The sequence below is a fragment of the Paenibacillus sp. FSL H3-0469 genome (genome assembly GCF_038051945.1).
Classification (GTDB): Bacteria; Bacillota; Bacilli; order Paenibacillales; family Paenibacillaceae; genus Paenibacillus_AQ.
On sequence record NZ_CP150302.1, the window covers coordinates 5,028,008 to 5,042,575 of the forward strand.

Below are 14,568 nucleotides of genomic sequence, written 5' to 3' on the forward strand. Positions count from 1 at the left end.
TTACACGAAATGCAACACTGTGGCTCGATAGGAGCGGCGTGTGCGGAAATCCTGCATGAAATGCAACACTGCGGCTCGATAGGGGCGGCGTGTATGGAAATGCTGCATGAATTGCAACACTGCGGCTCGATAGGGGCGGCGTATGCGGAAATGCTGCACGAAATGCAACAAACTAGCTCCTGCCAGCGCAGAATCGTCTGAATTCCTGCAAAAGTTGCAACAATCCAGCTCCCGCCAGCGCCGAATCGCCGGAAATCCTGCAAAATGTGCAACAATGCGCCCTAACCACCAGCCGCAAACGGTAATCACTATAGAATCCCATCCGCAGACCGTTCTCAGTGCGCCGCCCCAAGCCCATAACCCATAATAAGTGTGTTTAATTTACAAAGAGATATTGCCTGTCAGTGCAGCCTCCTGGCGCTGGCGGTCCCGCTGCTCCAGCACAGACAGGTCGCCGTCTAGCATTTTCAATCCAGGCAGGCGCAGAGCCACTCCGGCGTAGAGCACCGGAAGCAGGCCTGCGGCAAGCAAAAGCACAGGCACCCCATACAGCTCGGCGACCGTACCGGCGGCCAAGGCGCCAACCGGGGACAGGCTCCCGCCAATCAGGAAGCGGACCGAATTCACCCGGCCCTGAAGCTGACCGGGCACGAGACGTCCGTGTAGGGAGGAGCTTAAGGAACTGAAGAACGGCCCCATCAGTCCGGCGGCGAATACGGCGAACAAGGCGAAGGCATAGCTGGGGATGAAGCCCCACAGCATGGTGACGATGCCCGAGCAGCCCAGGCTGCCAAGCATGACGGCGCGCCGCTGCTTAATCTCGCCCATGAGGGAGATGGCCCCGAGTCCGGCAAGGTAGCCAAGCGCAGACACTGTAGATAGCGTGCCTACAGCCGCCGCATCGCGGTGCAGCACCTCGCGGACATAAGGGACCATCATCGTCCATATGGCAGTGGAGCTAAGGTTACTGACGGCAGCCATCATCATGATCGTCAGCATAGCGGGGAAGCGCCGGTAGAACGAGAAGCCTTCGGCCACCTCCCGCAGATAGCCGGACACGGAGATGCCAGCGGCAGGCGGCCCGGCGGGCTTCCCCATCCGGGGCAGCCACAGCAGCATGGCAATTGCAGCCATATAACAGACGGCGTTGACCCCGAGCGCCGGCAAGGCCCCGCTGGCCGCGGTCAGGATGCCGGCAAGCGCCGGTCCGAGCAGCGCAGCGGCACCCTTGCAGCCGTCAATGATGGCGAAGGCGCGCATCAGCTTTCCGGTCCCTGCGATTCCGGGGATGACAGCCATGGCCGTCGGCAGGAACAGCGCGGAGCAGGCGCCGCTCAGGCTGGCGGCCGCGAACAGCTGCCAGAGCTGGAGATGGCCGGCAAGACCCATGCCGAGCGGAAGCAGGAGTGCCAGCAGCCGCAGCACGGCGAGGCAGGCCATGAACCGCACACGGGGCAGCCGGTCGGACAGCGGCGAGCCGAGCAGGCGCAGCACCTGCTCGGGAATCATGGAGCTGAGGGCAAGCGCCCCCATCGCTACCTTGGAGCCGGTCAGGTCATAGACCAGCCACTCCATGGCCAGCAGCCCAAAGGCATCGCCGAAGGCGCTGAGTGAAACTGTGGATAACAATCCGTAATAGCTCCGTTTCTGCAACCCGCTCACCCCTTCAGATAGTCCTCAATTTGCCCGGGCAGATCATCCAGCGCCTCCAGCCGCAGGCTGTAGGAGACAGTTTTGCCGCTGGTGTGAACGATGACCAGACCTGCTGCGCGCAGCGCGATCAGGTGGTAGTGAATCGTGCTTTTGGACAGCTGGACCGCCTTCACGATCTCCGTGAAATTCATCTGACGTCCGGTAAGCTGCCGGAGAATGAACAGCCGGGTCTCATCCGATAACGCCCGGGTAAGCCGCAGGAGCGCGGCAGCAGGCCGTCCTTCTCCGGGAGGGAGTGCATCGCAGGAGTAGCTGGTGAACACAAACTCATCATATTGAGAGGAGATGACCAGCGGACGGGCATGATACTGCGGAGTGATAATAACCTGCTTCAGCGTCTCCGACGGATAGAGCCGCATCCCTCCGGTAGCTGCCTCGTACACTGACATATCATTCTTGCCGTCCAGCATCGCTGCCCGTACTGCGGCCTCCTGCCGCAGCCCTTCTATAATGGCCGGATCAATACTGCTGAAATAGCTGTCATTCCACACCCGGATTACTTCAGCCGCTGCATCCCGCAGACCGGCAAGATTCGCAGGCACACTCTGCCCGAACCGCCCGGCAATGTCGTACAGCTCTCCCGGAGACAACCCCTCGAACCAATCCAGAAATTCCTCTGCCGTACGTTCTCCGGGACAGCTCCAAATGTAGGGAGAAAGACTGAAATTATCGGTGAGCTTCATCACTTCCTTCATACGCTGGAGCATGACAGGGGCGAACTGCGTCTGGACCTGGCGGACCCAGAGGGTCCCGGCATCCATAGCCGTATGGTTTTGCTTGCCGATAAAAGCGTTAAGGCTGGTAATGCATTCATAGATAGGCGCGAAGTCTACGGTTACTTTATAATCCATAAGGTATTCCTGCTTTCTGGTGTAGTAGAGTTAATTGTTCTATAAACATAGAACTTAAATTTGTTTTATCATAAACGAACAATTCGGGTTTGGCAAATAATTCTTTTTGGCGGGAGTGTCACAAAACACAGCTTTTTGCAGTTATACAGGCAGAGAGGAGAGAGAAGCTGTGGAACAAGCAGAAATCAGCGGGCCGGATAAACGGCCAGAGCAGGAAGCAGCACCGGAGCCGGCAGTGGAGCAGACGGTAAAGCAAATCCAGCAGGGGGATGTACAGGCATACACCGTGATCATTAGACATTTTCAGCGGCCGATCTACTTGTACTGCTACTACTTGCTGGGGAACCGGGAAGAGGCGGAGGATGCGCCGCAGGATATTTTTATCAGGGCACTAGAGCGGCTGCAGCAGTATTCGGAGGAAGTCTCTTTCTCGGCTTGGCTGTACACTATTGCGCGCAACCATTGCCTCGACCGGATTAAGCGCAGGAATAAGAGTTTCAAGCTGCTCAGTCTCTACAGGCAACATCAGCAGGAGGAAGAGCAGGCCGGAGACACAAGATATACAGAGATTGTCCACGGTCTGCTGGAGAAGCTGAGTCTGGAGGAGCGGCAGATTCTGCTGCTGCGGGCGCTGGAGGAGCATAGCTTTGAGGAGATTGGGATCATCATGGACATGAAGGCCGGGACGGTCCGCAAAAAATATGAACGGCTGCGCAAAGAGCTCGGACGCCGTCAAAATAGTGGAGGGAGAATCGCCCATGAACCAAGTTAAACGGGAGGAAGCCGAACTGGAGCGGATTGGACGCATGATCCGGGAGACCCCGGTTCAGATTGATCTGGAGGAACGCATCATGCGCCGGGCGCAGGGCGGGCAACGGTCAGGCATGAAGGCAGAGCCTAGAAGGCTAAGAAGAACAGGCCGGATGCTGCGGAAAAGCGCGGGGATCGCAGCGGCTGTACTCCTGCTTACCCTGCTGATTGCAAGCACTGAATGGATCTCGCCTACGCTGGCGGCATCCATTAAGCAAATACCGGGGATGAACTCAATCTTCCGGCTTGCCGGGGATCTGGGGCTGCAGAGTGCGGATGAGCAGGGGCTCGCAGCAGTACCGGAGCGCAGCGATACCCACGGCGGGTTAACGCTCAAGGTGTCTGAGGTGATGTACGACGGAATCCGCGTATCCCTTGGGATGGAGCGCCAGACGGATGTGAAGAAGCTGCAGCAGGGCGATATCAGCGGCCTGATGACAGATATCAAGCTGTCGGTGGACGGCGAAGATATTAACACCTATGGTCCGCTTGGCGGCAGCGGCGGCGGTTCCTTTGGTCCGTTCCTGCTGCGCGGGAAGGATGCCGATTCCAGGATCATTCAGTTCACGGATCTGCAGAATCAGGGCGGGCGGGCCTTCCCGGACACCTTCGATCTGACGCTGACTGTTGATATCCAGGGCATCGCGGAGCCTTTTGAAATCACGTTGCCTGTGGTCAAGAAGACCTATCGTAACAGCATTGCGGAGCCCATTGTCCGCAGCAGCACCGGCATGACCTTCACGCTGGAGACGCTGGAGCTTACGCCGATTACTACAAGACTCACCACACGGATTGAACGGCCTGCGGGGCAGCCTGTCGATGCGGTGAAGGACTTCTTGGGCTATGATCTTGTAGATGATGAGTGCAACGTATTGCAGGAGATTAATGGGGGGACCGGCTGGAGCGCCACGGGAGGAAACACTCTGCTGTCAGCAGCCCTATTCGAACCGCTGAAGCATCCGGGCGGACAGCTTACGGTCAAGCCCTTCCGGACACTGTCCATCAACAAGGACGGAGTGCGGGAGAAGGAGTATATCCCGGAATTTGAAGTGACTGTGCCGGTATCAGTGCCAGTACCATTGCCGATCACGGAGAAGTAGTCTTATGCTTCACAAAATAACCACAAAGCGGAGCTCCAGCTTCGATGATGACTCAGGTACTTTGCGGGGACCCCAAACATAAAAATTCTTATCTATCAAAAAAGGCGGTTCCCGCCAGCGCATCATGCGCCTTGGGAACCGCCTTTACTGATTTAAACCTCGTATAACGCTGTGGCGTGCGCGTGTTAGTTAATGAATTGCAGCGACTTCAAGGTCTTCTCCAGCATCGTAGCCGCTTCCGCACGGGTAGCCAGCTTCGCCGGAGCGAACGCACCATCAGGGGTTCCCTGAATGATGCCTGCTGAGGCGATCTCCGCTACCGCTGCTCTGGACCAGGCCGGGATGCTTGAGGCATCACGGAACTTAGCCAGCACAGCCGGATCTGCCGTCAGGGTCTTGCCGGTGTATTTCATGGCTTTGGACAGAACGGCTGCCATCTCCTGCCGGGTAATCGGACTGCCTGGCTTGAAGCTGCCGTCTGTGTATCCGGTAATCAGACCTGCGGCAGCGGCTGTCTGTACGGCCTCTGTATACCAGGCACCTGCGCTAACATCCTTGAAGGAGGTTCCAGAAGCTGCCGGGGCAAGGCCCAGGGAACGGGTGATCAGTGCCGCGAACTCTGCCCGTGTTATGGACTGTGCAGGCGAGAAAGCAGTATTGCTGGTGCCGGTAATCACCAGCTTCGAGGCCAGCAATTCAATGGCGGATTGTGCCCAGTGCCCGGTAGTGTCACCGAAGGTCTTGGACGACTTCACCACAGTATAATAGCTGTTGCTGTTGCGCTTAATCGTTACTTCCGTATGTCCGTCTGCCGGACTACCAAAGACGGAGGGCACGAAGGATAGCTTACCTGTGGCCGGGTCAAAGGCGACACCAGTCGCACCCTTGGCATCAACTGCACCAGTGGCCGTGATTGTCCGCTTCACATAAGTGCTGCCGAAGCTGTTCAGCGGAACGCTGGTGGTACCTGCCTGGGCACTGATGCTGAATTCAATGACGGGCGCAGCAACAGTGATCGTACCTGCCTGCGCGGCGATGGCCTTGTTCAGGCTGTCCAGTATAGCGGTATCTGCCTGAAGCAATGAGACCGTAATTGTGAAATCACTGGTGCCAAGCCGGGCGGCCAGAGCCGTTCCGTTAATTAGACTTAGCGGCAGGGAATAGGAAGCACCGCCGGTAGAGATGAAGGTCAACACTGTGTCCGGATGTGCCGCCGCCTGCTGCACCAGCACACTGCCTGGCAGTACAGCCTGCGCGCCGCCAGCTGAAGCCGTGAGCGGGAGCTTCAGCTCATTAGTACCGGCAGGCAAGGCTGCAAACTGAGCGGTGAGATCCGCTGCAGTGAATGTGGTAACCTGCGGCGCTGCTCCTGCGCTTGGAGCAGGGGTGGCCGATGGCGTTGCCGTAGGAGTCACTCCCCCGGTTCCACCTGGATTAGATCCGCCCGGACTGGTGGTTGGTGCTGGAGTCGGCACTGGTGTCGGTGTTGGTGTCGCGCCTTTGAGATCGGTGATGCGGCCTTCCGTACCAATATTCACCTGTTTGAGTTCTTTCAGATAATCGGTAAATACCTCATAGTCTGGCAAATACAACTCATAATAACGTCCGTCTGCTTTGGCCTGGGCCAATGAGCGGTAGAAGTCACCACCGCCAGCCATGAAAGAGTTGGTAGACAGAATGTAGTACGCACCAGGATCAATGGCGGTGTAGCTGCCATCGGCCTGCTTGATTTCTACAGAGATAATGCGCTGACCTTCCTGCTCTACAACATTTGTCGACGGGGTTATGATTTCCTCAGGCTTAGTGGAATCATAAGTGTATCGCATCCCTGAGACCTGAGCGAAACGGCCCTGGTCGTCTTTCAGCCCGCTAACACCATTCTCCAAAGCATCGATAATTTCCTGTCCAGTCACCTTCAGGGCAACCAGACTGTTGGAGAATGGCATTACCGTCAGCACTTCACCGAGGGTAATATCCCCTTGGTCAATACCGGCACGGATACCCCCGCCGTTCTGAATGGCTACGAAGCCCTTGATGGAGGAAAGCTCAGACTCTGGGATTAGCTTGCTAACCAGCTCCTTGGCTTTAACATTGATGCCGTCAGCAATCAGGTTGCCGAGATTGGTCTCTTCCTTACGGACCACACGGGTAAGTTTGCCGTCGATTAACCGGTCGTAGACCAGAGGGACAGCAGAATTGCCAACCACAGTCTGGCGAATTACGGCCAGATCGGTGTCATACTCAGCAAGCATTTCTTTGGCCGTAGCATCTTCGGCATACTTCGTTGTGTCGATTAGCTTACCGTTGTAGGTAGTAATGATGCCGTTATCGTCGAAATTAACATCGAGTTCGCCGAGGTACGTGCCGTATTCACCGGTCTGTACTATCAGTGTAGGCTCGGTGTCTGAATTGAAGACCACAGGAGCATCAAGCTTGGTATGGGTGTGGCCGCCGACGATAACATCGATGCCTGCAACCTCTACCGCCAGCTTCTGGTCAACGTTGTAGCCCAAATGAGATACAGCAATAATTTTGTTAATGCCCAGTGCCTGCAATGATTTGACTGTGTTCTCGGCGCTGGTCTTGTAATCTTTAAAGGAGATATTGTCGCCTGGTGAGGACAGACCCACCGTATCCTCGGTAGTCAGCCCGAAGATTCCGATCTTCTCGCCATATACTTCCTTGATGATGGAAGGGTAGATATGACCGTCTTCTACCGGAGTAGACTTATCTGATCCTCCGACCTTATTTACAAAGATATCCTTCAGCTCATTGTCTTTGGTAGTAAAGTCAATGTTGGAGCTGATAAACGGGAATTCAGCTTTGTTAACAAAGGCTCTTAGTGTTGGAAGTCCTTTGTCGAATTCGTGGTTCCCGAAAATCATGGCATCGTATCCGATGTAATTCATGAACTTCAGATCGGCGAGCCCTTCGAACTTAGTGAAGTAAAGGGTGCCGGAGAATACATCTCCTGCATCGAGCAGGATGGAATTATCGGTACGCTCCTGCTTAATTGCCGTCATCCGTTTAACCACTGTTTCCAGATGACTGTGAGTATCATTAGTGTGCAGGACTCTCAGAGAGAAGTCCTTATCTGGAGGTGTTGCACCCTTGAGGTCCGTAATCCGGCCTTCTACACTGGAAGTCACCGGATTATGTTTGTCCAGGTAGGACAACAGAACTTCGAAGTCCGGAAGACCAAGTTCATAATAACGCCCATCTGCCTTGGCTGTGGCAAGTGCACGGTAGAAGTCGCCGCCGCCTGCCATGAAGGAATTCGTGGACAGGATATAGTAGGCTTTGGGATCAATCGGCAAGTAGGAACCATCTGCCTGCTTGATCTCAACCGAAATGATACGATTGCCGGCTTGTGTTACCGTACCTGTTAATGGATCTACAATTTCAGGTGTCTTGGTAGAATCATACGTGTACTTCATACCTGATACCTGAGCGAACCGGCCTTGATCTGAGCTGAGTCCGCTGACCGAGTTCTCCAGTGAAGAAATAATTTCTTCTCCGGTAACTTTCAGTGCGACCAGACTGTTGTTAAACGGGAGGGTCGTCAATACTTCCCCCATGGTAATGTCGCCTTTGTCAATGGCTGCCCGGATACCGCCGCCGTTCTGGATAGCAACAACACCTTTGATGGTATCAAGATCAGCCTTCGGTACAAAGTTTGGCATGAGTTCTGTTACTTTCTCCGCGATACTGTCAGCAATCATATTGCCGATTGGCGTCTCTTCCTGCCGCACAACGCGAACGGATTTGCCGTCGATGGTACGGTTAGTATAGAGATCCACATTGGATTTTCCTACTACTTCAGCGCGGACAGCCGAAAGCTTGGAATCATATTCAGAAGCGAGCTTGGCTTTGGCCGCCGGATCGTCAGCATATTTAGCCACCTCCAGCAGCTTGCCGTTGTACGATACAATGTCGCCGTTCATGTCAAAGGTTACATTCAGTTCTCCCAGAAACTGGCCGTATTCTCCAGTCTGAACGACCAGAACAGGTTTACCTGTACCAACGTTGGTAACCGGTTCAGGAGGGTTGTCGATCTTGGTATGAGAATGACCACCGACAATGATGTCAATGCCGTCGACAGCTGCAGCGAGATCCTTGTCTACGGTATACCCCAGATGGGTTACCGCGATAATCTTATTAACCCCTTTGGCTTCGAGCATCGCTACAGTGTTCTTCGCGCTCTCTACATGATTCTTGAAGCTGATCTTATCTCCCGGTGAAGATAATCCTACAGTATCCTCAGTAGTCAACCCGAAGATACCAACCTTCTCCCCATAGACGTCTTTGATCACGGCCGGATAGATGTTGCCGTTGTAAGCCTTGTCCCCTTGGGCAATGGTGACAATGTCATCATGGAATTTGTCCGCAAGTTCACTGTTCTTGGATGTGAAGTCAATGTTGGAGCTTGCAAACGGGAACATTGCAGCCTCTACAAAATTCTTGAGGATTTCTGGATGTTCCTTGTTCTGGTCAAATTCATGGTTACCGAAGGTCATCACGTCATATCCGATGTCATTCATGAAATCAACGTCAGCCATTCCCTTGAACGTAGTCGAATATAGCGTTCCGGAGAAAACATCGCCTGCATCAAGCAGCAGGGTATGGCTATTGCGTTCCTGCTTGATAGCTGTGGTCCGTTTGGCAATTGTCTCCAAGTGGCCATGTGTGTCGTTGGTATGCAGAACACGCAAATCGAAATTGCTTAGATTGAATTGGGCTACGACCGGATCATGGTCGGATACCCGCCCGCGGGATTCCGGAAAGTCTGCGTTTAGATGGACGACATCGACCGTTGCCGAATTCGCGATATTTTTGCTGGCCAGAATATGGTCAAGTACTTGCGAGTTACCGTCATAGGTGTAGGTGTATTGCTCATTCAGCGGCAATTTCTCGATCAGATTGTCGAGCTCATTGCCTTTGAGAATGGCGGCGGTCTTGGTGAACTGGAAATCGTTCAAATCCCCGAGTGCCACAATATTGGCAGATGGATTGGCTGTCAGTACATCTTTGACAAAGGCGTTCACGACAGCAGCAATTTTGTGGCGCTGCACTTCACTTGAAAGCACTGGAGGCTGAACATTTCCGAACGGTCCGTTGTCACCGGATTTTGAATTAAAGTGGTTGGCAATTACAATGACTTTCTCGCCATTAAATTCAAATTGTGCTGCGAGCGGCTTGCGGGAATTCGCAAACGCACTGTTCGTCGGGTCGATTCTTCCCGGATTGTAGGTCAGCTCATCCGAAGCTGCGTCATAACTGACCGCTTGCAGGGCAGAGCCCTTTTGTCCGGTAATGCTGTCCGAAAGCTTGACTCGTGCCGTATTATACAGGAAGCCCACACGGATGTTGCCGCCTGGTGCCCCGCCGTCCGCGTTGTTTACAGGAGCAATATCGACATAATTGTAGGCCGGACCACCGGCTGTCTGAATGGCCTGGATCAGCTCGGCTGCACTGGCTTCGACGGTACCATTGTTGGCTTCCCCATCGCTATCCTGCATCTCTACAACGCTGATGATATCCGGCTTTTTCAGATTTACTGTGATAGATTGGGCCAGCTTCTGAATCTTCGTGGCACCTACGCCTGGATAGTAGTTCTCAATATTGTAGGAAGCAACCAGCAGCTTCTCTTCATCTACAGTAATGGTAGAAGTCTCCTGTGTGAAGCTGCTTGGGGTGATGCCCGGCAGGCTGCCAAAGGCAGGAATAACTTTGTAGTTGCCATTGTTGTAGCCGATAACGCCTGTAACATCACCATTGAATTTATCACCTGTACCGACCTGCTGGCCAGGATCACCGTAGGCGATCAGGAGGCGCTGCGGATTGAGATTGTCTACTCCTCGTAGCACGAGGCCTCCGGCAGGTGTAATGACATCTTCTTCCGTATTATCCACTCTTGCAGGAATATTATATACGATCGACGTACCGCCTCCGCTTGTCCAGTAAGGACTAATTATCGTGGGGGTAGGAAGGGTAACGAGCATACCTTCAAGAGACTCATAGAAATCCATGGCATCCTCAGAAGGCTGGAATTCAGCTAGGCTATCATTATCGATGATGGAAGAAGGGATAACCCGTCCGCCCTTGCCCAGTACTACAGGTTCCGGCAGGTCTGCTCCCTTAGCTATTGTATGGATGGTGCTGAGTGTAATTTGTGTGGAAGTCATGTTGCTGCTGCTTCCTTCATTATATTCGGATACAACTCCCGAGACGGATACATGATCGCCGATATCGGGCTTCAGGCTGACGCTTGTGCTGTATACGAATATTCCTTCGGATGTACTGTCATTATCGTCAGGTTCAGGGTCCTGAATGAAGAAGCCTTTATAATTGCCGTTTGCAAAAGTGTATCCATATTCAGTAACAATCCCTTCGATATCTGTAACAGTCTGTCCGGCATATTCAGAAGTGTGGGATTCTCCTTGAATATCGTGGATGCGCGGAAGCTCTGAAGCTACATATTCGAAAGTATAGACCTTACTGGTCTGGCTCTGGGATGAAGCAATCGCCTTAATCACAGTGTCAGCTATTATCGGAATTGGTGCGGTGTACAACGTGCCGGATGTTGTTGGCTCTGATCCGTCAAGCGTGTAATAGACTGCTGCTCCTGCGGTAGGACTGGACAGCGTAACAGAGCCGCCGATGATAATCCGGCCCGCGCCGGGACTTGCGGTAACAGAGAACAGTTCTTCTACCAGGCTTTCCGCACTTAGTGGAATGAATTGATAAACAGCATTAAATTGTTCGATTACACCAGTGATCCTGTCAAAATGTTTCCCGGCAGTCAGCTGAGAAAGTCCGGAGTAAATCGTAAAAGTCTGGCTGCCTTGACTGGCGGTGACCGTATTTCCATCTTTACTATTAACCGTCACATCTTCCAAAGTGACGAGTTGGGCTTCATGGGCTTCACCATTTGCAGCTGTCAAGTCTGCGGCGGTGATCAATTTGGCTGGAGGGACGCCTACATTTGCAGTGATAACTTTATATTCAAGTCCTGCAGCAGGCTTGAGCTCCTGCAGATTGCTGTAAATATCCATAGTACCTTGAACCTCAACGAGATCTCCGACCTCGGCGAATGTCGGGAAGCCGTACAGTACGATGGCTGCGGTTGCATCCTGAATATACATTTTTGCGCCGTCGATACGGGTAACTACACCTTCAGTCCAGACATTCTGGCCCTTGAGCGCAGGTCTGACAGAAGCAATATCCTGCTTCTCAAGGATGGTGTAATCGTAAGTCGACACCGGGCCGTACACTGAATCCGATACCGAGGCATAAGTCTTGATGGTGGTGGGTGCATTTAGCAGAATGGGTCCGCTGTATGGTTTGAATTCTTCGTCAGCGCCGTCTGTGTAGACTGCGGCGTACACGGATGCGCCTACGGTTGATGTACTAAGGGAGATGGCGGTGCCTGCGGGCCAGGCATTTGCCGCCGGAGAGGCAGTGACCGGTTCTACAGCCTGAGTCTGGCCATAGCTGCTGTTGCGGGGATCAGGGGGCTGGACGGTGAAGTCCGTGGTGTTATTATCGGTATCGAAGCTACGGTTATCGGCAGGGCCAATATCTGAGGTTTTGCGCACTGCAGCAACCGTACTGTTTAGCGCTCCTGTAGGTCCGCTGCCTTCATAAGAAGTTGCAGTTCCGAAGCCAACCATATCCACACGTACATTGGAGGCATCTACGAGGTCGACTTTACCACTGGAAGCTCCCATTTGTAATGTTCCTGTATAATCAGGGGCTGGTAATTCTACTGTACCTCCGGTACCAGCCGATTGCTGGATCAGAAAGTATCCCTTGGCTTCAATGGTACCTGTTATTACGGAGAAGAGGTCTGTTGTATCAAGGTTACCATTGACTCCGGCACTGGCATAACGCACCTTCCATCCGGTCAGATCAACCGGCTGCTCCGTAGGATTGTATAATTCAATGAAATCATTTTTGTATTTAGCGCCGCTGTTACCGCCGCCCCCGTAGACTTGTGAGATTACAATATTACTATTATCCGGTGTTGCCTGAGCACTTTGTCCGGCAGGTGTTACCAGTCCGAGCAGCATCAGCACGGATAGTCCTGCAGACAGCCATCTTCGCATCCTGTGAGAAATAACCATTATCCTAAACCCACTCCTCTCAAAAACTATGATTTGCGATCCCGATAATTCTACCATTCAATTGTAAAATAAAGGGTCGTTTCATATTAATATATATTAAAATGAGAGCAATTCAAAATTATAATAGAGAAGTTTATTCGAAACGCATAAAAATAGTAGTTATGTTTAGTACAAAATCTATATAAACAGCTATTCTCCAACAGATGAGGAATGGCTGTCTTTGTTAATGTTTAGGGAAATGTGATTTTCTTCTACTGTGGATACATCCAAAAGAGGCGTCAGACATGTATGCGGAAAACAGTATACAATGGGCCTGTGCAGGGGTGATCGGACCGAATGTATGCGAAAAACAGTATAGCAATGGGGCTGTGCGGAGGCGAGCGGACTGGATGTATGCGGAAAACAGTATACAACGGAGCTGTGCGAGGTCGAGCGGGCGAATGTATGCGAAAAACAGTATACAATGGGGCTGTGCGGGGGTGAGCGGGTGAATGTAAGCGAAAAACCGATTACAATGTGCTGGCGGGAAGGTGCGTAAGCCGGGTGAAGCTCATAGAGGGCAAAAACCAGGGGCATTACTGCCCCTGATCTCGCCTCATGCTTTTATTGTCCCAGGGTGCCCCAGAAGTGGACGATGAGTAAGCGGAGGTCACTTGGCTTCGATCCGCTCCACGCCGCCCATATAAGGCCGCAGCGCCTGCGGAATATAGATCGAGCCGTCCTCCTGCTGGTGGTTCTCCAGCAGTGGGATCAAAATGCGGGGCGTAGCTACCGCTGTGTTGTTCAGGGTATGGCAGTATTGCAGCCGCCCGTCTTCATCACGGTAGCGGATGCCCGAGCGGCGGGCCTGGAAGTCGAGCAGATTGGAGGCCGAGTGGGTCTCTCCGTAAGCTTCTCTGCCCGGCATCCAGGTCTCGATGTCGTACTGCTTGTGGGTCTTCATCGCCATGTCTCCGCTACAGACGGCGACTACCCGGTAAGGCAGCTCCAGCAGCTGGAGAATATGCTCGGCATTGCCGAGAATCTCCTGGAGCATCTGCTCCGATTCTGCCGGATCGTTCTTGCACATGACCACCTGCTCGATTTTCGAGAACTGGTGGACCCGGTACAGCCCGCGCACATCGCGGCCTGCCGAACCCACCTCGCGGCGGAAGCAGGCCGACATCCCGGCCAGCCGCAGCGGCTGAGCCAGCTCCAGAATCTCATCGCTGTACAGTGAGACCAGCGACACCTCCGAGGTCCCGGCCAGCCAGCGCTTCTCGCCGGTCAGCTCGTAGGTCTGATCCCGGCCGCCGGGGAAGAACCCGGTCCGCTCCAGCGCCTCCGGCCGGACGATCACGGGGACGTCCATCGCGGTGAAGCCGCGCTGCATCAGCACATCCAGCGCCAGCCGCTGCACAGCAAGGTGCAGCAGCAGTCCGGCCCCCTTCAGCACATAGCTGCGGGGCCCGCCTGCCTTGACGCCGCGCGGAAGGTCCATAAGGTCGTGCAGCTCTCCGAGCTCGACATGGTCCCGTGCGCGGAAGCCGAAGACCGGCGGCGCGCCATGCAGCCGCAGCTCCACATTCGCGCTGTCATCCGGTCCGATCGGCGTATCCGCCGACACGGGATTCGGCGCGAGCAGCAGCAGCTCTCCGCAGCGGCGTTCTGCCTCCAGCAGCTCCGCCTCCAGCAGAGTCAGCTGGCCGTTGATCACCCGCACCTGCTCCTTGGCCAGCTCGCCCCCCGAAACGTCGCCCCCGCGCAGCAGGCGCTCCACTTCCTTCGTCAGCGCGTTGCGCTCCGCCCGGCGCTGCTCGGTCTCCCGGCGGGCCAGCCGCCGCCGGTCATCCCACTCCAGAAGTTCCTCCAGGGGGAACTCCAATCTTTTCCATTCGGCAGTCTTCCGTACAATGTCCTCATTCTCCCTGATCCAATTCATATCCAACATCTGCATCCGCTCCTTAAGTTTGGGTGAAAAAAACGCAA

General features: G+C 54.0%; 6 protein-coding genes. 2 read left to right on the top strand and 4 right to left on the bottom strand.

Going from position 1 to position 14,568, the window contains the following annotated elements; all coding sequences use genetic code 11:
- Nucleotides 1-381: 381 nt before the first annotated feature.
- Together NSS83_RS22195 and NSS83_RS22200 are read right to left on the bottom strand one after the other, a co-directional pair.
- Nucleotides 382-1,653 carry an MFS transporter gene (locus tag NSS83_RS22195; protein WP_341182831.1) on the bottom strand — a complete coding sequence of 424 codons (1,272 nt, stop codon included), beginning with the start codon at nt 1,651-1,653 and terminating at the stop codon, nt 382-384.
- Between the two features lie 5 nt (nt 1,654-1,658).
- Nucleotides 1,659-2,564, bottom strand: a complete 906-nt coding sequence (locus NSS83_RS22200) for a winged helix-turn-helix domain-containing protein (RefSeq protein ID WP_341182830.1) — start codon at nt 2,562-2,564, stop codon at nt 1,659-1,661.
- A 169-nt stretch (nt 2,565-2,733) separates the two neighbouring features.
- On the opposite strand from NSS83_RS22200, the gene NSS83_RS22205 reads away from it, so the two are divergent.
- Entirely contained in the window at nt 2,734-3,336 is a 603-nt protein-coding gene (locus NSS83_RS22205) for a sigma-70 family RNA polymerase sigma factor (protein ID WP_341182829.1), read from the top strand.
- Nucleotides 3,323-4,474: a DUF4179 domain-containing protein gene (locus NSS83_RS22210; protein WP_341346485.1), complete on the top strand. Its 1,152-nt coding sequence runs from the start codon at nt 3,323-3,325 to the stop codon at nt 4,472-4,474. The genes NSS83_RS22205 and NSS83_RS22210 overlap by 14 nt, the downstream gene beginning before the upstream one ends.
- A 185-nt stretch (nt 4,475-4,659) precedes the next feature.
- On the opposite strand, the gene NSS83_RS22215 is transcribed toward NSS83_RS22210, so the two are convergent.
- The gene (locus tag NSS83_RS22215) at nt 4,660-12,600 is read right to left on the bottom strand and encodes a 5'-nucleotidase C-terminal domain-containing protein (protein ID WP_341346486.1); all 7,941 of its coding nucleotides are present in this window, start codon (nt 12,598-12,600) and stop codon (nt 4,660-4,662) included.
- Nucleotides 12,601-13,249: 649 nt separating this feature from the next.
- A complete protein-coding gene (gene serS, locus NSS83_RS22220; RefSeq protein ID WP_341346487.1) occupies nt 13,250-14,530 on the bottom strand; it encodes a serine--tRNA ligase in 1,281 nt (426 codons plus the stop codon).
- Nucleotides 14,531-14,568 lie beyond the last annotated feature (38 nt).